The sequence below is a fragment of the Mesorhizobium sp. CA4 genome, assembly GCF_020165075.1.
Classification (GTDB): domain Bacteria; phylum Pseudomonadota; class Alphaproteobacteria; order Rhizobiales; family Rhizobiaceae; genus Mesorhizobium.
Window position 1 is genome coordinate 1 of record NZ_JAIUHK010000044.1, and the last position, 19,378, is coordinate 19,378.

Annotated in this window: 16 protein-coding genes; 7 read left to right on the forward strand and 9 right to left on the reverse strand. The window is 64.3% G+C overall.

What is annotated here, in order from left to right:
- Window positions 1-455: 455 nt before the first annotated feature.
- From LB528_RS26380 to lpdA, 4 genes are all read left to right on the forward strand, one after another.
- On the forward strand, window positions 456-1,688 hold the full coding sequence (locus tag LB528_RS26380) for a 3-methyl-2-oxobutanoate dehydrogenase (2-methylpropanoyl-transferring) subunit alpha (RefSeq protein ID WP_224515330.1): 1,233 nt from the start codon (window positions 456-458) through the stop codon (window positions 1,686-1,688).
- A 2-nt stretch (window positions 1,689-1,690) separates the two neighbouring features.
- A complete protein-coding gene (locus tag LB528_RS26385) occupies window positions 1,691-2,704 on the forward strand; it encodes an alpha-ketoacid dehydrogenase subunit beta (RefSeq protein WP_224515333.1) in 1,014 nt (337 codons plus the stop codon).
- A 16-nt stretch (window positions 2,705-2,720) separates the two neighbouring features.
- Entirely contained in the window at window positions 2,721-4,109 is a 1,389-nt protein-coding gene (locus tag LB528_RS26390; RefSeq protein ID WP_224716851.1) for a dihydrolipoamide acetyltransferase family protein, read from the forward strand.
- Between the two features lie 232 nt (window positions 4,110-4,341).
- Window positions 4,342-5,739, forward strand: a complete 1,398-nt coding sequence (gene lpdA, locus LB528_RS26395) for a dihydrolipoyl dehydrogenase (protein ID WP_224716852.1) — start codon at window positions 4,342-4,344, stop codon at window positions 5,737-5,739.
- A gap of 182 nt (window positions 5,740-5,921) precedes the next feature.
- Here the strand turns inward: lpdA and LB528_RS26400 are convergent, their stop codons facing one another.
- Window positions 5,922-7,031 (reverse strand): saccharopine dehydrogenase family protein, encoded by a 1,110-nt coding sequence (locus tag LB528_RS26400; RefSeq protein WP_224716853.1) that lies wholly within the window; start codon window positions 7,029-7,031, stop codon window positions 5,922-5,924.
- Between the two features lie 122 nt (window positions 7,032-7,153).
- On the opposite strand from LB528_RS26400, the gene LB528_RS26405 reads away from it, so the two are divergent.
- Window positions 7,154-7,582 (forward strand): Lrp/AsnC family transcriptional regulator, encoded by a 429-nt coding sequence (locus LB528_RS26405; protein ID WP_224716854.1) that lies wholly within the window; start codon window positions 7,154-7,156, stop codon window positions 7,580-7,582.
- 242 nt (window positions 7,583-7,824) lie between these two features.
- Here LB528_RS26405 and LB528_RS26410 read toward each other — a convergent pair whose 3' ends face one another.
- The 5 genes from LB528_RS26410 to LB528_RS26430 form a co-directional block, all read right to left on the reverse strand.
- A complete protein-coding gene (locus LB528_RS26410; protein ID WP_224716855.1) occupies window positions 7,825-9,852 on the reverse strand; it encodes an aldo/keto reductase in 2,028 nt (675 codons plus the stop codon).
- Between the two features lie 57 nt (window positions 9,853-9,909).
- Window positions 9,910-10,995 (reverse strand): ABC transporter ATP-binding protein, encoded by a 1,086-nt coding sequence (locus LB528_RS26415; RefSeq protein ID WP_224716856.1) that lies wholly within the window; start codon window positions 10,993-10,995, stop codon window positions 9,910-9,912.
- 66 nt (window positions 10,996-11,061) lie between these two features.
- A complete protein-coding gene (locus tag LB528_RS26420; protein ID WP_224515348.1) occupies window positions 11,062-11,898 on the reverse strand; it encodes a carbohydrate ABC transporter permease in 837 nt (278 codons plus the stop codon).
- Window positions 11,895-12,755 (reverse strand): carbohydrate ABC transporter permease, encoded by an 861-nt coding sequence (locus LB528_RS26425; RefSeq protein ID WP_224608942.1) that lies wholly within the window; start codon window positions 12,753-12,755, stop codon window positions 11,895-11,897. The genes LB528_RS26420 and LB528_RS26425 overlap by 4 nt, the downstream gene beginning before the upstream one ends.
- A gap of 179 nt (window positions 12,756-12,934) precedes the next feature.
- Entirely contained in the window at window positions 12,935-14,203 is a 1,269-nt protein-coding gene (locus tag LB528_RS26430) for an ABC transporter substrate-binding protein (RefSeq protein WP_224515352.1), read from the reverse strand.
- Between the two features lie 106 nt (window positions 14,204-14,309).
- Between LB528_RS26430 and LB528_RS26435 the strand changes: the two genes are divergently transcribed.
- Window positions 14,310-15,179, forward strand: coding sequence for a helix-turn-helix domain-containing protein (locus LB528_RS26435; protein ID WP_224515355.1), 870 nt, complete (start codon window positions 14,310-14,312; stop codon window positions 15,177-15,179).
- Between the two features lie 20 nt (window positions 15,180-15,199).
- On the opposite strand, the gene LB528_RS26440 is transcribed toward LB528_RS26435, so the two are convergent.
- The 3 genes from LB528_RS26440 to LB528_RS26450 form a co-directional block, all read right to left on the reverse strand.
- Window positions 15,200-16,573, reverse strand: a complete 1,374-nt coding sequence (locus LB528_RS26440) for a sensor histidine kinase (protein ID WP_224716857.1) — start codon at window positions 16,571-16,573, stop codon at window positions 15,200-15,202.
- Window positions 16,574-16,618: 45 nt separating this feature from the next.
- Window positions 16,619-17,296, reverse strand: coding sequence for a winged helix-turn-helix domain-containing protein (locus LB528_RS26445; protein WP_224515359.1), 678 nt, complete (start codon window positions 17,294-17,296; stop codon window positions 16,619-16,621).
- Between the two features lie 197 nt (window positions 17,297-17,493).
- Window positions 17,494-18,276, reverse strand: a complete 783-nt coding sequence (locus LB528_RS26450) for a hypothetical protein (protein ID WP_224716858.1) — start codon at window positions 18,274-18,276, stop codon at window positions 17,494-17,496.
- A 201-nt stretch (window positions 18,277-18,477) separates the two neighbouring features.
- Here LB528_RS26450 and LB528_RS26455 point away from each other — a divergent pair, with 201 nt between their 5' ends.
- On the forward strand, window positions 18,478-19,110 hold the full coding sequence (locus LB528_RS26455) for a methyltransferase family protein (protein WP_224716859.1): 633 nt from the start codon (window positions 18,478-18,480) through the stop codon (window positions 19,108-19,110).
- Window positions 19,111-19,378: the final 268 nt, after the last annotated feature.

A 19,378-nucleotide genomic window follows, 5' to 3' on the forward strand; every position in this document is an offset into this window, starting at 1 on the left:
GCCTGTCCGAAAGGACGACCAGGATCCACTCGGCCTCCTTCCCACTTCAACCATACACCAGAACCAACACACAGGATTCTAGGGTCTACGCGCGTCGCTCCGCTCCTTGCTCCGCCTTAGAATGACGATCCTAAAGTAGCGCCTGTCACGCCCGCCTCTGCTCTGCCGGGCGTCTCTCCCACGACGGGGAGATTAACTGCGGCGGCCGCCGCGCATGCATAGGTTGTCTTTTCTGGCGGCAATCGCCCCGCAAACTTCCGCCAAATTGCGCGGCGGGCAAAAACATCGACAAGAAATTTCGTCGCCATATCTGCATCTTGTCGCTTGCGTACCGCATTGCTCAGCCGAGCTGACGGCCCGGGAGGAAGGCCGTGCCGAGGTCCGGCGAATTTGGCACTGGTCTGGCGGCGCGGATGTGCAAAGATCGCACCGGCAACATTGGAGGATGTGAGCTCATGGCCGACGCTGGACTGTTGCGCTTCCATGTCCCCGAGCCCGAGGTGCGGCCCGGCGGCACGCCCGATTTCTCGAATGTGACCATCCCCAAGGCCGGCTCGGTGCCGCGTCCGGAGATCGACGTCGATCCGCGCAGCATCCGCGACATGGCTTTCTCCATCATCCGCGTGCTGAACCGCGCCGGCGAGGCCGTCGGGCCGTGGGCCGGGCTGCTCGGCGACGAGGAATTGCTCGAAGGCCTGCGCCATATGGTGACGCTGAGGACCTTCGATGCGCGCATGCAGATGGCGCAGCGCCAGGGCAAGACCTCCTTCTACATGCAGCATCTGGGCGAAGAGGCGGTGAGCTGTGCTTTCCGCAAGGCGCTGAGGCCCGGCGACATGAACTTCCCGACCTACCGGCAAGCCGGCCTTTTGATCGCCGACGGCTATCCGATGGTCATGATGATGAACCAGATCTATTCCAACGAGGCCGATCCGCTGAAGGGCCGGCAATTGCCGATCATGTATTCGTCAAAGGAGCACGGCTTCTTCTCGATCTCCGGCAATCTGGCGACGCAGTATATCCAGGCGGTCGGCTGGGCGATGGCCTCGGCCATCTCCAACGATTCGCGCATCGCCGCCGCCTGGATCGGCGACGGCTCCACGGCCGAGTCAGACTTTCATGCTGCGCTGGTGTTTGCTTCGACCTACAAGGCGCCTGTCGTGCTCAACGTCGTCAACAACCAGTGGGCGATCTCGACCTTCCAGGGCATCGCGCGCGGCGGCTCCGGCACCTTTGCCGCGCGCGGGCTCGGCTTCGGGATCCCGTCGCTGCGCGTCGACGGCAATGACTATCTCGCTGTCCACGCCGTGGCCAAATGGGCGGCGGAGCGGGCGCGCGCCAATCTCGGGCCGACGCTGGTCGAATACGTCACCTACCGCGCCGGCGCGCATTCGACCTCCGACGATCCGTCAGCCTACCGGCCGAAGGCCGAGTCCGACGCCTGGCCGCTCGGCGATCCGGTGATCCGGCTGAAGAACCATCTCATCCACAAAGGCGTTTGGTCGGAACAGCGCCATACGCAGGCGGAAGCCGAGATTCTCGAGACGGTGATCGCGGCGCAGAAGGAAGCCGAAAGCCACGGCACGCTGCATGCCGGCGGCAAGCCGTCGACGCGCGACATGTTCGAAGGCGTCTATGCCGAGATGCCGCCGCATCTGAGACGCCAGCGCCAGCAGGCGGGGGTGTGACCATGCCCAGGCGTACCATGATCGAGGCGATCCGCGACGCCATGGACGTATCGATGGGGCGCGACAGCCAAGTCATCGTCTATGGCGAGGATGTCGGCTTCTTCGGCGGCGTCTTCCGCGCCACGCAAGGCTTGCAGGCCAAATACGGCAAGAGCCGCTGCTTCGACGCGCCGATCAGCGAGTCCGGCATCGTCGGTTCGGCCATCGGCATGGCCGCCTATGGGCTGCGGCCTTGCGTCGAGGTGCAGTTTGCCGACTATGTTTACCCGGCCTACGACCAGATCGTATCGGAGGCGGCGCGCTTGCGTTACCGTTCGAACGGCGACTTCACCTGCCCGATCGTGGTGCGCATGCCGACCGGCGGCGGCATTTTCGGCGGCCAGACGCACAGCCAGAGCCCGGAAGCGCTGTTCACCCATGTCTCGGGCCTGAAGGTGATCGTGCCCTCCAATCCGCACGACGCCAAGGGATTGCTGATCGCGGCGATCGAGGATCCGGATCCGGTGATCTTCCTCGAGCCGAAGCGGCTCTATAACGGCCCGTTCGACGGCCACCACGACAAACCGGTGACGCCATGGTCGAAGCATGAGCTCGGCGAGGTCGCCGATGGTCATTACACGATTCCGCTCGGCAAGGCGGCGATACGCAGGCAAGGCTCCGCGGTCACCGTGCTCGCTTACGGCACGATGGTCTATGTCGCGCAGGCAGCGGCCGAGGAGACCGGCATCGACGCCGAGGTGATCGACCTCAGGACGCTGCTGCCGCTCGATCTCGAGGCGATCGTCGCATCGGTGAAGAAGACCGGTCGTTGCGTCGTCGTGCACGAGGCGACGCTGACCTCCGGCTTCGGCGCCGAGCTGGCGGCGCTGGTGCAGGAGAACTGCTTCTATCATCTGGAAGCGCCAGTGGCGCGGGTCGCCGGCTGGGACACGCCCTATCCGCATGCGCAGGAATGGGATTATTTCCCCGGTCCGGCGCGAGTCGGGCGCGCGCTGATCGAAACATTGGAAGCTTAGAGGGGGGAGGCCTGAGATGGGCGAGCACGTCATAAAGCTTCCCGATGTCGGCGAAGGCGTCGCCGAGGCCGAGCTTGTCGAGTGGCACGTCAAGGTCGGCGACCTTGTGCGCGAGGACACGGTGCTCGCCGCCGTCATGACCGACAAGGCAACCGTCGAAATCCCCTCGCCGGTCGACGGCGAGATCCTGTGGCTGGGCGCCGAGATCGGCGACACGGTGGCGATCGGCTCGCCGATCGTGCGGCTGAAGGTGGCCGGCGACGGCAATGTGAAAAACATCTCGCCAGGTGAGAGTGGTGCCGACGGCATCCCCGCTGGGCCGAGCCATGGCGATCGTCTTCCCCTCCAGCCTGTGCAAGACGTAGCGCCGTCATCCTCGGGCTCGTCCCGAGGATCCGCTGGTTCCCCGGAACTGGCGGCGTCGCATCCACGCAGGTCGGCAGATTCTCGGGACAAGTCCCACGATGACGGCGCTAAAAAGGGTCGCGCCATGCCCAGCCTTTCAGACCCGCCGCGCGCGGAAGGCGAGAAGCCGCTTGCCTCGCCTGCCGTCCGCCTGCGCGCAAAGGAAGCCGGCATCGATCTGCGCCAGGTTGCGGGCAGCGGTCCGGCCGGGCGCATCAGCCATGAGGATATCGACGCGTTCCTCGCGCGCGGCCCGCAAGTTGCCCGCGCCACCGGGCTTGCCCGCAAGGACGGCGTCGAGGACATCAAGGTCGTCGGTCTCCGGCGCAAGATCGCCGAAAAGATGTCGCTGGCGAAATCGCGCATCCCGCATATCACCTATGTCGAGGAGATCGACGTCACCGCGTTGGAGGACTTGCGCGCCACGCTCAACAAGGAGAAGCGCGGCGCCAAGGGGACGGAAAGGCCCAAGCTGACGCTGCTGCCATTCCTGATGCGGGCGATGGTCAAGGCGATTGGCGAGCAGCCGAACCTCAACGCCTTGTTCGACGACGATGCCGGCATCATCCACCGGCATGAAGGCATCCATATCGGCATCGCCGCGCAGACGCCGAACGGGCTGGTGGTGCCGGTTGTGAAACATGCCGAGGCGCGCGACCTGTGGGATTGCGCGGCAGAGGTCAACCGGCTGGCCGATGCGGCCAAGGCCGGCACGGCGAGCCGCGAGGAGCTTTCCGGCTCGACCATCACCATCACCTCGCTCGGCGCCATGGGCGGCGTGGCGACGACGCCGGTCATCAACTATCCGGAAGTGGCGATCGTCGGCGTCAACAAGATGATGGTGCGGCCGGTGTGGGACGGCACGCAGTTCATCCCGCGCAAGATGATGAACCTGTCGTCCAGCTTCGACCACCGCGTCATCGACGGCTGGGATGCCGCGGTGTTCGTGCAGCGCATCAAGGCGCTGCTTGAGACGCCGGCGCTGATCTTTTTGGATTGAGGGAGTGAAGTTGATCTCGAACGTCGCGGCGCCAGGATGCGCGCTCCCCCTTCTCCCCTTGTGGGAGAAGGTGTCGCCGCAGGCGACGGATGAGGGGTGCTCCAGGGAACGCCTGCGTCTCACTCCGCTGGAACACCCCTCATCCGTCTCGGCGCTGACGCGCCGATCCACCTTCCCCCACAAGGGGGGGAAGGGAAGGCGCGCGCCGGCCATCGCCGAAAGGGCTGACAAGATGAAAGAAATCTCCTGCAAGCTGCTTGTCATCGGGGCCGGGCCGGGCGGCTATGTCTGCGCCATTCGCGCCGGACAGCTCGGCGTCGACACGGTCATCGTCGAGTTCGGCAAGCCGGGCGGCACCTGCCTCAATGTCGGCTGCATCCCGTCCAAGGCGCTCATCCATGCCGCGGAAGAGTTCGGGAAGATCGCGCATATTGCCGGCGGCAAGGATCCGCTGGGCATCAAGGTCGGTGCTCTGACGCTCGACCTGACCAAGACCATAGCATGGAAAGACGGCATCGTTAGCCGGCTCAACAGCGGCGTGGCCGGACTTTTGAAAAAGGCCAAGGTGAAAACCGTACAAGGCTGGGCGACGTTCCGGGACGGCAAGACCGTCGAGGTCGAGACCGAGACCGGCACGCAGGTCATCCACGCGGAGACCGTGGTGATCGCCACCGGCTCGGCGCCGGTCGAATTGCCGTTCCTGCCTTTCGGCGGCCCGGTCATCTCGTCCACCGAGGCGCTGGCGCTGAGCGAAGTGCCGGAGAAGCTCGCGGTCGTCGGCGGCGGCTATATCGGGTTGGAACTCGGCATGGCCTTCGCCAAGATGGGCGCCAAGGTCACCGTGGTCGAAGCCCTGCCGCGCGTGCTCACCCAATATGATGCGGAACTCACCCGACCGGTGCTGAAGCGGCTTGGCGAGCTCGGCGTCGAGGTGATGCTGGGCGTCAAGGCCAAGGGATTGTCGACCAAGGGCGATGCGCTGCTGGTCGAAACCGCCGAGGGCATGAACGCCAAGGTCACCGCCGACAGGATCCTGGTCACGGTCGGCCGCAAGCCGCTGACCGAAGGCTGGGGACTGGAGCGGATCGACCTCGACATGGCAGGAAAATTCATCCGCATCGACGACCAGTGCCGCACCTCGATGCGCGGTATTTTTGCCATCGGCGACGTCACCGGCGAGCCGATGCTGGCGCATCGGGCGATGGCGCAGGGCGAGATGGTGGCCGAGATCGTCGCCGGTCATAAAAGAAGCTGGGACAAGCGCGCCATCCCTGCGATCTGCTTCACCGATCCGGAGCTGGTCGCCGCCGGTCTCACGCCGGAAGAGGCGAAGGCGTTCGCCGGCGAGATCAAGATCGGCCAGTTCCCCTTCGCCGCCAACGGCCGCGCCATGACCAAACAGGGCGAGGACGGTTTTGTGCGGGTCGTGGCACGTGCCGACAACCATCTGCTGCTGGGCATCCAGGCGGTCGGGCAGGGCGTGTCGGAACTGTCGGCGGCGTTTGGCCTGGCGCTGGAAATGGGCGCGCGGCTGGAGGACATCGCCGGCACGATCCATGCGCATCCGACGCAGGGCGAAGGCTTCCAGGAAGCGGCGCTGAAGGCGCTGGGCCACGCGCTGCATGTTTAGGGCAGCGTAATCTCCCCCCTTGAGGGGGAGATGGCCGGCAGGCCAGAGGGGGTCGGTGCGACCGGATGCGACCTCCCTTGCGGACAGATGGAGGTTAGCGCTCCACGCGCGGGGGGGCCCCCCTCTGTCGCCTTCGGCGACATCTCCCCTCGAGGGGACCTCGAGGGGGGAGATTATACAGCTCAGCTTGCGAGCCGGCTGACCATCTCGTGCTGGGCATAGGCGCGGCCGAAGCGGTTGGCGAGGAAGGCGTCGAGGGCGATGTCTTCCTGCTTGACGAAGCCGCTCGCCGGCAGCGAGCCGTCGGCCAGCATGTCGAGCACGGCGCAGATGCCGGAGGCGGTGGTGATCTGGATGGCGCTGCGCACGATGTTGCCGACGCGCTGCGAATAGATCTTGTTGGCGTAGGTCTCCTGCAGCAGGCGGCCGTTACGGCGTCCCGATACGGTGACGAAGACGATGACCACGTCCTGCAGCGTCGCCGGCAGGGCGCTCTCGAAAATGTCCTTGAGCACGTCGCGGCGATGACGCAGGCCGAGGTCGTTGAGCAGCGCCTTCATGATCGCGGCGTGCCCGGGATAGCGGATGGTGCGGTAGTTCAGCGTGCGCACCTTGCCCTTCAGCGTCTCGGCGAGCGTGCCCAGACCGCCGGAGGTGTTGAAGGCCTCATAGGTGACGCCGTCGAGCGAGAATTCCTCGCGCTCCTCCAGCGGCGGCACCTCGATCAGCTCGCCCTCGACGATCGCCTCGCAGGGCTCGCAATATTCGTTGATGACGCCGTCGGTGCTCCAGGTGAGATTGTAGTTCAGCGCGTTGGACGGATATTGCGGCAGCGCGCCGACGCGCATGCGCACGCTTTCCAGCGTGTCGAAGCGGCTGGCGAGATCGTTGGCGACGATCGAGATGAAGCCCGGCGCCAGGCCGCATTGCGGGATAAAGGCGCTTTTGGCGTCACGCGCCAGCTCCTTGACGCGGCGCGTCGAGACCACGTCCTCGGTCAGGTCGAGATAGTGCACGCCGGTGGCGGCGGCCGCCTCGGCGATGCGCGTGGTGAGGTGGAAGGGCGCGGCGCTCAGTACGGCGAATTTGCCGGCAAGCACGTTTTCGAGCTCACCCGAGGCAGTGATATCGAGCTCCTGCGTCGCGATGCCGGCCGGCAGTTCGGCAGCGGCAAGCTGGGCCGCCGAGCGGTCGACCAGCGTGACGCGGTAGTCGCCCGTGGCGTTCAGCATTTCGGCGACGGTCGAGCCGATCTTGCCGGCGCCGACGACAACGATGTTCTTCCTGATCATATCCCCTGCCAATGCTGATTGCGATGTGGCGAGAATCCTTGCAGCTTGCCGGTCGAAAGGAAGCGTGGAATCTTGCAATATGAAGCTTAAGTTTGAGCGATATGCCGAAAGGTTTCGTCGAAATGATCAGTCAAGCCGAACAGGCGCTGCTTACCTTGTTGCGCGCCAACGCCCGCGCCTCGACCGCCGAGCTCGCGCGTCAGCTCGGCGTGTCGCGCACCACGGTGCAGAGCCGCATCGAGCGGCTGGAGCAGCGCGGCATCATCACGGGCTATGGGGTCAGGCTGTCGCCCGATTATGAGCAAGGGCTGGTCAAGGCGCATGTGCTGCTCACCGTGACGCCGAAGCTCGCCGACAAGGTGGTGCGCAGCCTCGCGGCGATGCCGCCGGTCCGCACAGTGCATTCGGTGAGCGGCAATTTCGACATGATCGTCATCGTCGACGCGCCGTCCATCCGGGATCTTGACGCGCTGCTTGATCGGATCGGGGCGATGGACGGGGTCGAGCGGACGTCGTCGTCGATTATTCTGTCGACACGGGTGGATCGGTAGGCGGGCCTGAGATGTTGGCGGGGCGGCGAAGCTGCCGATCTCCCCCCTGCGGGGGAGATGGCCGGCAGGCCAGAGGGGGGTGTGACGGAACGCTACCTTGGCCAGGTCGTCACGCCGGCCTGGATTGTAAGCCAGTTGGAGAGGTCGGCGGGACAGCACCCCCCTCTGCCTTGCCAGGCATCTCCCCCGCAAGGGGGGAGATTGGCCGTCACGGAGGGTTTCGCTAATCTCCAGCGTCAGCGCTACGCCCTCCGTCTCTCCGGCCCCTCATCCAGCCACGCCAGATCCTCCGGCGTCAGTTTGATATCCAGCGCCCTAAGACTGTCTTCAAGCTCGTCCAGCCTGCGCGGGCCGATCAGCGGCACCGACGGGAAGGGCTGCGCCAGCACGTAGGCAAGCGCGACATGGATCGGGCTCTTGCCGAGCTTTCGCGCCAGTTGGATGGCGCGGTCGCGGCGGCCGAAATTCTTTTCCGAATACCAGACCCGCACCAGCTCTTCATTGTCGGTCCGGTCGCGGCCGGCGCGCTCGGTGAAGAAGCCGCGGCCCTGGCTGGACCAGGCGAAGTTCGGCATCTGCCTTGCCGTTAGCCAGGCTTTCCAGTCGTCCGTGGAAGAGGTGACGCAGCCGGGCCAGATCGGCTCCAGCATCTCGGCCAGCGAGAAATTGTTGGAGAGCGCGCCGGGCTTCTGCTTGCCGTTCTTTTCGGCATAGGCGATGGCCGCGTCCATGCGCTCCATCGTCCAGTTGGAGCCGCCGAACAGGCCGCGGATGCGGCCGGCCTTGGCCTCTGCGTCCATCGCGTCGACGAATTCGCCGACCGGCACGTCCGGATTGTCGCGGTGCATGAAATAGATATCGACATGGTCGGTCTGCAGCCGGTCGAGCGACTGCGCCAGCTGCTTCGCAATCACATCGGGATAGCAGAGCGGCGAATGCGCGCCCTTGGCGATGATCACCGACTGCTCGCGCACGCCGCGATTCCTGAGCCATTGGCCAAGCAGCGTCTCGGTGTAGCCGGCGGCATAGACGTAGCCGGTGTCGAACAGATTGCCGCCGGCCTCGAAATAGGCGTCGAGCAGGATCGAGCCGGAGGAAAAGGTGCGGAAATCCTCGAAACCGAGCGCCAGAAGCGACACTGCGCGCGGCAGGCCGGGGATGGCGCGCTTGCCGATGGCGGTGCCGTTGGTCCGCAGCGGTCGGCCGGAGAGGGTGTTGATGCGCTTAGCCGGCTTTTCAATGTCATATTCCAGCCCGACCGCATGGCGCCATTTGTCGAGGACGCGCAGCGTGCCGAGGCTGTCGGACCAACCCATGCCTGGCCAGGCGAACTCCTGCCGTCCGGCAAGGATCGCCTCGCCGGCGGCATCGACCTCGAAGGAATAGAGGTGGCGAGTCTCGCCGAGGCTGATCACCTCGCGAGCCGCCCCGGACCGGATCACCTCGATCCGGCCCGGTCCGACGTCGCGGTTGCCACCGGCGAACCAGAAATCGGGCACCTCGATCTGACCCTTGGTGCCGAAGATGCGCAGAACGTTGTCCTGGTTGAGCGAAATGCTGCAGGAGACCTCGGCGACGATGCCGTTGGCGAAGGTGAGCAGCGCGGAGGCCCACTCGTCGACGCCGGACTGGCCGAGATGGGCGGCGCCCACCACCTTGACGGGCTCGAGGAAGGGCTGCCCCGCCGCCGCGCCCGCGATCAGGCGCGCCATCGACACCGGGTAGCCGCCGACATCGAGGATGCCGCCGCCGGCGAGATCATTGGCGTAGAGCCGGTGCTCGGGCATGAAGTCCGGCATGGCGAAACCAAAGCTCGACTTGATCAGGCGGACATCGCCGACGGCGCCGGACTTGATCAGCTCGACCAGCTTCAACGTCTGCGGGTGCAGCCGGTACATGAAGGCTTCGCCGAGAAACGTGCCGGCCTTGCGTGCCGCATGCATCATGGCGTCGGCCTCGAAGGCGGTCAGCGCCAGCGGTTTTTCGCACAAGACATGCTTGCCGGCTTCCGCGGCCTTGATCGCCCATTCAGCATGGCCGGGATGCGGGATCGAAATATAGACGGCATCGACGTTTTTGTCGGCGAGCAGCGCCTCATAGCCGTCGAGGATGCGCGCGCCCGGAAAGGTTTCGGCCAAGCTCGGCTTGGCGGGATTGCGGGCTCCGAGCGCGGCCAGTTCGCCGTTGCGCGACCCTGCCACGCCGCCCGCAAAGGATTTGGCGATGCTGCCGGGTCCGAGAATGCCCCAGCGGATTTTTCCAGATGTCATGTCGAATTCTCCATGGTCGCCGCCACGCCTGGCATGCCGGCAAAGAAAACTTGCGGGTCAGCGGATCCTGGCACCCGCCTTGTCGAAGAGCAGCGCCCGTTCCGCCTTGATCGAGACCGTGAAATGGTCGCCGCTGGCGCGCTGGCGCGAGGCCTCGCGCTCGACGATCAGCTCCTCGGGTCCGGCATTGGCGTAGACGTAGCTGACGGAACCGAGATGCTCGGCGACATCGGCCTTGACCGGGATGTCGCAATCACCCTCGCCGGCCTCGAAGAAATGCTCCGGCCTTACGCCGAGCACCACCTCGGCGCCAAGGGTGGGAAAAGTCTCGCAAAGCGGCTTGCGCAATCTGGCGCCGCCGTGATGGGCGAGCTCGATGATCGCGGCGCTGTTCGTCGTCTCGACGACCTTGGCGCTGAGGAAATTCATCTTCGGCGAGCCGATGAAGCCGGCGACAAAACGGTTGGCCGGGTCGTCATAGAGATCGAGCGGCGCGCCGATCTGCTCGACATTGCCGGCCTTGAGCACAACGATGCGGTCGGCCAGCGTCATCGCCTCGGTCTGGTCGTGTGTTACATAGATCATGGTGACGCCGAGCTCCTTGTGCAGGCGCGAGATCTCGACCCGCATCTGCACCCTGAGCTCGGCGTCCAGATTGGACAGCGGCTCGTCGAAGAGGAAGACCTGCGGCTCGCGCACGATGGCGCGGCCGATGGCGACGCGTTGGCGCTGGCCGCCGGACAATTGCTTCGGCCGGCGCTGCATCAACTCGTCGATGCGCAGGATTTCCGCCGCTCGCTTCACCCGGCGCTCGGTGTCGGCCTTCGGATTGCCGTTCATCCTGAGACCGAAGCTGAGGTTCTGCTCGACCGTCATGTGCGGATAGAGCGCGTAGGACTGGAACACCATGGCGATGCCGCGGTCGGCCGGCTCGACATCGTTGATCACCTTGCCGCCGATGGCGATGTCGCCGCCGCTGATGTCCTCCAGCCCGGCAATCATCCTCAGAAGCGTGGACTTGCCGCAGCCGGAGGGGCCGACGAAGACGACGAACTCGCCGTCGGCGATGTCGATGTTGGCGCCGTGGACGACTTCAAAGATGCCGAAGCGTTTGACGACGTTGGTGAGGGTGACGGCCGCCATGTTAGAGCGAGATGTAGCTAGGGTGGATCATTCTGTGTCCCAGTGGGCGAGGCATCTCGCGCTTTCCTATTTGACCGCGCCGGCGGCGATGCCGGCGATGAAATGACGCTGCAACAGCACGAAGACGACGAGCATCGGCACCGTCAGCATGACGGCGCCGGCCATGATGCCGCCCCACGAAACCTTGGTCAGGCCGATCAGCGTGCCGAGCGCCACCGGCGCGGTCATAGCGCCCGGCTGGCTGTTGATCAGCAGCGGCCAGAGATAGTTGTTCCACGAGGCGAGGAAGAGGATGATCGCGAGCGCCGCCAGCATCGGGCGGGCCAGCGGCAGCGCCACGAACAGGAAGATGCGCCATTCCTTGACGCCTTCGACGCGGGCGGCGTCGAACAGCTCGGCCGGCATCATCGAGAAAGCCTGGCGCATGAAGAGCACGCCCAGCGAATTGAACAGCGGCGGCACGATCAGCGCGATCCAGGTGTTGGCCAAAGCGAAGTCGCGCGCCACCATGATGAATTGCGGGATCAGCACCACCGCATAGGGAAGCGTGATGGTGCCGAAGATGATGGCGACGACCGCGCCCTTGCCGTGGAACTCGTAGCGCGCCAGCGCCCAGCCGGCCATCGAGGTGAGCAGCACCGACAGCACGGTGTAGGTCACCGCGACCGAGACCGAGATGCCGATGGCGCCGATGAAATTGGTGTCGCGCTGCAGGTTGGCGACATTGTCGAGGAAATTGTCGTGCGGCAGGAGCTCGATGCCGGGGCTGAAGATGCCGTTGTCGGGCATGGTGGAGAACACCACCATCATCCACAGCGGAAACAGCCAGACCAGCGCCAGCGGCGTCAGGAAAAGATGCAGCGCAATGCTCCGCCCGAGCCGCCTTTGGGAGCGCGAAGTCATTTCGGTTCCCTCATCAGCCAGAGCTGCACCAGGGTGATGGCGATGGCGAGCCCGGCCATGGTGTAGGCGACGGCCGAGGCATAGCCGAAATTGAGCGAGCGGAAACCCTGGCGGTAAAGCAGCAGCCCGAGCGTCTCGGTGCCGCCGCCCGGCCCGCCGCGCTCCGTGATCAGGAACGGCTCGGTGAAGAGCTGCATGGTGCCGATGATCGACAGAACGGCGCAAAAGACGATGACCGGCTTCAGCAGCGGCAAGGTGATGTAGAAGAACTGCCTCAGCTTGCTGACGCGGTCGAGCGTCGCCGCCTCGTAGACGTCCTCCGGGATCGACTGCAGGCCGGCCAGGATGATGATGGCGTTGTAGCCGGCCCAGCGCCAGGTCACCGCAATCATGATCAGCGCCATGGCCGGCGTGACGTTGGAAAACCAGTCGATCTTTGAGATGCCGACGCTCTCCAGGAGCTTGTTGACGATGCCGAAATCAAGGCTGAACATCAGCCGGAAGACGGCCGAATAGGCGACCTCGCCAACCACGACCGGGGCGAAGAAGGCGAAGCGGTAGAGGCCGCGCGCCTTCAACAGCGGCGAGTTCAAAAGCACCGCCATGACGATCGCCAGCGCAATCATCACCGGCACCTGGATGACCAGAATCAGAAGCGTGTTCTTCAGCGCATTGTAGAAGGCGGGGTCGCCGATAAGGCGACCCCAGTTGAAGGTCGGCGCGAAGCGCCACGGCACGGTGCGGGTCGCCTGGAAGGAGATGATGAAGGAAGAGATGATCGGCCAAATCCAGAAGATGGCGAAGATCAGAAGGTAAGGCGTGAGGAAGCGGTACGCGGTGGCGTTCTGGGTGCGCATTCTTCCTCCTTTCGTCTGTCTTTCCCTTCTCCCCCGGTGGGAGAGGGTGGCCGCGAAGCGGCCGGATGAGGGTGTTCCAGGGAACGCCAACGTCTCACTCCGCTGGAACACCCCTCAACCGTCTTGGCGCTGCGCGCCAATCCACCTTCTCCCACAAGGGGAGAAGGTGAGGCGGCGCCCTACTTCACCGGCAAACCTGTCGCGGCGGCGATCTGCTTGGCGGCGTCGTCGAGCGCGGCCTTGGCGTCGGGATAGCCGTTGGCCAGATATTTGGTCTGCACGGCGCGGACGATGATCTCGGCGTCGCTCTGGAACTGTGTGCCGCGGCTCGGCACCACCTTGGGCAGCGTGGCCAGGATATCTTTCCACACGGCCTGGCCGCCCCAATAGGGCTGCGGCTGCGAGACGTAAGGATCGTCGAGCGCCGAGATCAGCGACGGCACCAGGCCGAAATCCTTCAGCATGGTGATCTGGCCCTCATTGGTCTCGAGCGTATATTTCAGATAGGCGTAGGCCGCTTCCTTGTTCTTCGAGGCCGAGGTGATGGCCAGGGACGAGCCGCCGAGATTGGCGGCGCGCGGGCCGTCGGCGGTCAGGCTCGGCATCAGATAGACGCCCCATTTGCCGCTCTCCTTCGGCGATTCGGTACGGATCGTGCCTTCATACCAGCCGCCATAGACCTGGCTGGCGACCGTGCCGGCGGTGTTGTTGGTGATCTTGGTCGACCAGTCGGCCGACGACACGATGCCGGCGTCCTTCATTTCCTTGACCTTGGTCATGGCATCGACGCATTTCGGCTCGGCCACGGTGATCGACTGGCCGTCCTCGGCGAAATAGGCGCAGCCCTGCTCGTTGGAGATCATGCGGAAGAATTCGGTGTCGCCGTTGAAATCGGCATTGGTCATCGACACGCCCGGATTGGCGTCCTGGATCTTTTTGCCGGCGGCGATGAAATCGTCCCAGGTCTTGATCGAGGCGGGATCGACGCCGGCCTTCTCGTAGAAGTCGCGGCGGTAGAAGACGGCGACCGGGCCGGAATCCCATGGCATCGCGTAGGCCTTGTCGCCGACTTCGAGCTCGGTGCGCTTGAAATCGGGGAATTTCTTCTGGTCTTCCGCCGTGTAACCCAGCGTGTGCAAATCGACGAAGCAGTCCGGGAACTGGCTCCAGTAGTTTTCCGCCTCGCCATTCTCGATCGAGACGATATCGGGCAGGCCGACGCCGCCGGCGGCGCAGCCGGCGATCGATTTGTCATAGGTGGGCTGGTTGCCGAGGTCCTGAACCGTGACCTTGATGTCGGGGTATTTCTTGTTGAAGCCCTCGACCGTCGCCTTCAGCGACGAGGCGGCGATGTTCCAGCTCCAGATGGTGATCTCGCCGGACTGCGCCAGGGCCGAGCCGGAACCCAGGGCAAGCATAAGCGCGGCGCAGGTCAGTGTAGTGCGCATTGAAATCCTCCCATTTCATTTGCTCTCTCACTGTGAGCGTGGCTAGACTATGCGGCGCGGAAGGCTTGTCGCCGTCAGAGGGAATAAGAAGTTGGCGGAAAGTAAGATGCCGGAGCGTCCGTTCTACCAGCCTGGCGCGAGCAGCGTCGAAGGACTGCCGCTCATGCTGCAGATGTTTTACAACCACCCGTTGGTGATGCTGAAGCCGCACTGGCACGCCCAGGTGGAGGTGAATTTCATCGTGCAGGGCCGCGTGCATTACCGCATGGCCGAGCACGAGATTTCGCTTTCGGCCGGCGAGATGTGCCTGTTCTGGGGCGGCTTGCCGCACCAGATGGACGATCTTTCCGACGACGCCGTCTATGCCGGCGCGCATCTGCCGCTGGTGCATTTCTTCCGCCTGCACCTGCCGGCCGACATACGCCATCGGCTGATGACCGGCGCGACGCTGGTGACCAACGCGACCGACCAGTCGGACGACGACAATTTCAAGCGCTGGAACGAATATGCGCGCTCGGGCGATCCGGCCAGGACCGAGCACGCCGTCAACGAGCTGCTGCTTCGGCTCGAGCGGGTACGCTTCGAGCCTTACCGGCTGGTTCCGGAAAGGGTGGCTGGGCAAGGCGCCGGCAATGCCTTCGACCAGCAGTCCTCGCGTAATGTCGGGCGCATGTGCGATTTCATCGCCGAGAATTTCCTCTACGACATCGATTCTGTGACCATCGCCGCGGCCGCAGATATCCATCCCAAATACGCCATGAGCCTGTTCAAGAAATCGACCGGCATGACGCTCAACGAATATGTCAACCTGCTGCGGTTGAGCTACGCCCAGGCGCTCCTGATGCATGAGGACGCCAATGTGCTGAGGGTCGCCATGGACTCGGGCTTCGGCTCGCTCAGCGCCTTCAACAAGTCCTTCCGCAAGCTCGCCGGCATGTCGCCTTCCGATTTCCGCCGCGCGGGCGGGGCGCGGTAGCGGATCGCGTTAGCGGGCGATCAGGCGGATGCGACGGCCGGAAAGCTGATTGTGACGCCGAGACCCGGATTGCGGTCCTCGAGCGTTATTGCGGCGCCATGCAGGTCGGCCACCGCCTTGACTAGGCTGAGGCCCAGGCCGCTGCCGGGCGTCGTGCGGCTGGCATCGAGCCGGTAGAGCCGACGGAACACCTTTTCGCGCTCCTCGGCGGGAATCCCCATGCCATTGTCGCGGACATGGATGAGCACATGACTGCCTCCGCCGGTCACCGAGAGCTCGATCGCGGTGCCCGGCGGGCAATGCCTGAGCGCGTTCTCGACCAAATTGGCGAGCATCTGCATGAGCAGGTCGCGGTCGCCGTGCACATACCATTTCGTGCCCGGAACGATCACCGTGGACAGTGACTTGCCGTCGTCCTCGGCGACATCGGCATAGACTTCGCCAATGGTCTCGACGACCGGCCCCACATCGAGATCGACGAAGCGTGCCTTGCGGGCGCCGGCCTCGATCTGGGCGATGCGCAGCAAGGCGTCGAAGGTGCTGTTGATCTGCTGGCTTTCGGCACGGGCGTCGGTCAGCTCGGTCGAGACATCCTTGCCCGACACCGTCTTGTCGGCGGCCGATTCCAGGATCATCTGCAGCCGGTTGAGCGGCGTCTTGAGATCATGGGCGATGTTGGCGCTTACCTCCCGCATGCCATCGACCAGGGCCGACAGGCGATCGAGCGCGGAATTCACCTGGGCCGAGACGGCGTCGATGTCGTCGCCATTGCCGGTCAGCGGAATGCGCGCATCGAGCCGCCCATGCGAGACGTCGACCATGGTGTTGGCGATGCCGTCGAGGCGGCGCTGGACGCGCGAGGCAAGCACGGCGCCGCCGCCGACCGCCAAGACGGTGATGAAGAGCGTGGCCCAGCCGAAGCTCATCAGCACGATCCTTTCCAGATCCTCGGTTTCCGAAAGCGAGAAGGCGACCGTCAGCTTGTTGTCGCCGACCGTGCCCGAATAGGCGCGATATTGGGTATCGGGCGCCACGCCCGGCAAGTCGGCGGCGAACATGGAGAAGCCGTCCGGCAGGCTGGTGGCGGTGAAATCGCCGGCGAGGCGGTTGCCGTCCTTGTCGGTGAGGGAAAAGATTTCGTCCTTGTCCTGGCTGAACTGGGCGTGGTCCCTGACGGTGGCGACGAGATCCTCCTTATCGCTCTCGGCATAGGTGGCGGCGATAAGCGAATAGGTCTCCTTGATCGACTGATCGAGCTGCCTGGCGAGCGAAGCGCTCATCAGTTGATAAACGATCGCGCCGGACAGGATGAAAGCCAGCAGGAACAGGAAGGCGAAGGTCAGGGCCAGCCTGAACGGCGTGCTGCGCAGCAGGCTGGAGCGCGTCTCGCTCATGTGACCGCGGAGGCGGTTGGCCGACCCGCAATTGCGGAGGGAAGATCAGGCCGGGACATGCAGGCTGTAGCCGGTGTTGCGCACGGTGTGGATCAGCGGCACGTCGAACGGCCTGTCGACCTTGGCCCTGAGCCGGCTGATATGCGTCTCGACGACGCTGGTCTTGGGGTCGAAGTGAAAATCCCAGACGCGCTCCAGGAGCATGGTGCGGGTGATGACGCGGCCCTCGCCCCGCATCAGCACTTCGAGCAGGCTGAACTCGCGCGGCTGCAGATCGATCGGCTGGCCTTGCCTGGTCACGCGACGCTGGATCAGGTCCATTTCGAGATCGGCGACGCGTAAGTTGGTCTTCTGCTCCTGGGCCGCCGGCCGGCGGCCAAGCGCATGGATGCGGGCAAGCAGCTCGGAAAAGGCGAAGGGCTTGACCAGATAGTCGTCGCCACCCGCCTCGAGGCCCTCGACCCGGTCGTCGACGCCGCCGATCGAGGTCAGGAAAATAGCCGGTGTGCGGATGCCGGCGGCGCGCACCGCCTTGATCATCGACAGGCCGTCGAGGCCGGGAACCATGCGGTCGGCGACGATCACGTCATAGGCGTTGCGAGTCGCGGCGAAGAGCCCGTCATGGCCGTCGCGCAGCAAATCGCAGACATGGCCGGCCTCGGTCAGCCCCCTGACGATATAGTCGGCGGTTCTCGGATCGTCTTCAACAAGCAGAAGTCGCATTGCCCGGTGCTATCCTTGCCGCCGCAGCCTCGCCGGCTCGGCAGCGCGGGCTGGGACTTTTCTCGGCTGGTGTCCTATCTCTTTGTTTTTACGCATTTCCGGACTGAAAACCGCTACACATTTTTGCGAGAGGCGCTCTCTCTTCGAAACGGAGCTAGTCCCAGCCGCAAATCACTCACACTTTTCGGCATCATGCCCTAGTCGAGGAGCGCCTGCTCGTCTTCTTCGATCAATTTTCTCAGCGTCATATGGAGAATGATAGCCATGATGCAGCCGAGAAAGGTCAGGCTGGTGAAGGTGGTGCCGAAGCCCATGCCGCCGTGTTCGACAGGCTGCGAGAGCAGGTCGCCGAAGGAGGCGCCGAACGGCCGGGTCAGGATATAGGCGAGCCAGAAGGCGAGGACGGCGTTCAGGCCGAGGAAGAACCAGGCAGACGCGATCGCCGCGATCAGGCTGCCGAAGATGAGCCCGGTGGCGAGATAGCCCAGGGCGAAGCGCTCGGCCACCAGATCGCCGGCGGCGGTGCCGAGCGAAAAGGTGAAGAGGATCGCCAGCCAGTAGAAAATCTCGCGCCTGGTGGTGAAGATGGTGTGGATCGACAGGGTCTTTTCGGTGGCGTACCAGGCCGCGAAAGTCAGTGCGAGGGCGACCGAGAAGACGATCGTCGTCGTCTCCAGCCGGGCGCCGAAATTGTCGACGATGTTGTCGGTGACCAACGTGCCGACGATGCTGATCAGGACCACGGCGAGCCAGTAGGCCCAGGGCACGTAGCGCTTCTGCGCGAATTGCAGGGCGATCGCGACAATCAGAACACCGGTCATGATGAGCGACGTGCCGGTAAGGCCGAGGCCAAGATTGACGGCGAGATAATCGGCCGCCGTCTCGCCCATGGTCACCGCCATGATCTTGATCAGCCAGAAGTCGATGGCGACGTCCGGAACCCGGTTCAATTCGGAGTCGTGTTCAATGATTGCGGTCATGGCAATTTCCGTTTCCATTCGCGCCCGAAAAATTGCGTTCGGCGGCGATCGTCAGGCTAGGCAGGCGAATTCACCGCAGCCTGTCCGCGCCCTTACAAATTCGTAAGGTCGGCCAAAAACATCCGCGGGGCCTCGCCATCACGCGGCAGAGAAGCTAGAGAAGCCTTGGTGCCCTTGCCGGCGCCGGAGCGGTGAGAAGGAATGGCCTACACGTCTCTCAAATCGGCGCCGAAAGCGTTCGACCAGCACAAGCGGCTGATCGTCGTGCAGGTGGCCGCCGTGCTTGCCATCATCCTGCTCCTGTTCAGCAAGCCGGCCCTGGCCGAAGGGTCGGACGGGCACGAAGTCGTGGAGACGATCGGCTTCGCGATGGTGCTGATCTGCTTCCTCGGCCGGCTGTGGAGCATCCTCTTCGTCGGTGGCAGGAAGAATGACGAGCTGATCGTGTCCGGCCCGTTCTCGATGACCCGGAACCCGCTCTATTTCTTTTCAACTGTCGGCGCGGCCGGCATCGGACTGATGTTCGGTTCGGTGCTGGCGGCTGGAATGCTCGGCCTGGCAAGCTTCCTCGTCTTCCGCTTCACCGCGCGCAAGGAGGCCGAATATCTCGCCGGCAAATTCGGTCCGGCTTACGCGGCCTACGCCGAACGCACGCCGTCCTTCTGGCCGAATCCGCTGCTTTACCGCGACGAGGCGCAGTGGCTGTTCTCGACGGGCGCGCTGCGGAACACGTTTCGCGACGGGCTCTATTTCCTGGCTTTGTTTCCTGTGATCGAGGCGGTCGAATATTTGCGTCTCAGCGGGGACCTGCCGACGCTTTTCACGGTCTATTAGTTTCCGGTACAGAATGACCGACGGCTCTGTCTGCCTTGGCAGGCGGCATACGTTGGAGATTGGCTGACGCGCTTGTCAGGTCGTCATTCTATGGCGGAGCAAGGAGCGAAGCGACGCACGCAGACCATAGAATCCATTCCGTGACGTCGAGGCGTTGCCACGATGCAGAATTCTGCTCCGCTGCTTTCCTCGACCAAGGTCACGGAATGGATCCTCGGGTCTGCGCTCCGCTTCGCGTCGCTCCGCCCGTGGATGACGAGGTTGTGAA

What these genes read in the sequence shown, in the direction of transcription:
- LB528_RS26445 (WP_224515359.1), bottom strand. Translation starts at nt 17,296, where the DNA reads ATGCGACTTCTGCTTGTTGAAGACGATCCGAGAACCGCCGACTATATC.
- LB528_RS26385 (WP_224515333.1), top strand. Translation starts at nt 1,691, where the DNA reads ATGCCCAGGCGTACCATGATCGAGGCGATCCGCGACGCCATGGACGTA.
- LB528_RS26450 (WP_224716858.1), bottom strand. Translation starts at nt 18,276, where the DNA reads ATGACCGCAATCATTGAACACGACTCCGAATTGAACCGGGTTCCGGAC.
- LB528_RS26440 (WP_224716857.1), bottom strand. Translation starts at nt 16,573, where the DNA reads ATGAGCGAGACGCGCTCCAGCCTGCTGCGCAGCACGCCGTTCAGGCTG.
- LB528_RS26390 (WP_224716851.1), top strand. Translation starts at nt 2,721, where the DNA reads ATGGGCGAGCACGTCATAAAGCTTCCCGATGTCGGCGAAGGCGTCGCC.
- LB528_RS26405 (WP_224716854.1), top strand. Translation starts at nt 7,154, where the DNA reads ATGATCAGTCAAGCCGAACAGGCGCTGCTTACCTTGTTGCGCGCCAAC.
- LB528_RS26380 (WP_224515330.1), top strand. Translation starts at nt 456, where the DNA reads ATGGCCGACGCTGGACTGTTGCGCTTCCATGTCCCCGAGCCCGAGGTG.
- lpdA (WP_224716852.1), top strand. Translation starts at nt 4,342, where the DNA reads ATGAAAGAAATCTCCTGCAAGCTGCTTGTCATCGGGGCCGGGCCGGGC.
- LB528_RS26435 (WP_224515355.1), top strand. Translation starts at nt 14,310, where the DNA reads ATGCCGGAGCGTCCGTTCTACCAGCCTGGCGCGAGCAGCGTCGAAGGA.
- LB528_RS26420 (WP_224515348.1), bottom strand. Translation starts at nt 11,898, where the DNA reads ATGACTTCGCGCTCCCAAAGGCGGCTCGGGCGGAGCATTGCGCTGCAT.
- LB528_RS26415 (WP_224716856.1), bottom strand. Translation starts at nt 10,995, where the DNA reads ATGGCGGCCGTCACCCTCACCAACGTCGTCAAACGCTTCGGCATCTTT.
- LB528_RS26425 (WP_224608942.1), bottom strand. Translation starts at nt 12,755, where the DNA reads ATGCGCACCCAGAACGCCACCGCGTACCGCTTCCTCACGCCTTACCTT.
- LB528_RS26400 (WP_224716853.1), bottom strand. Translation starts at nt 7,031, where the DNA reads ATGATCAGGAAGAACATCGTTGTCGTCGGCGCCGGCAAGATCGGCTCG.
- LB528_RS26430 (WP_224515352.1), bottom strand. Translation starts at nt 14,203, where the DNA reads ATGCGCACTACACTGACCTGCGCCGCGCTTATGCTTGCCCTGGGTTCC.
- LB528_RS26410 (WP_224716855.1), bottom strand. Translation starts at nt 9,852, where the DNA reads ATGACATCTGGAAAAATCCGCTGGGGCATTCTCGGACCCGGCAGCATC.
- LB528_RS26455 (WP_224716859.1), top strand. Translation starts at nt 18,478, where the DNA reads ATGGCCTACACGTCTCTCAAATCGGCGCCGAAAGCGTTCGACCAGCAC.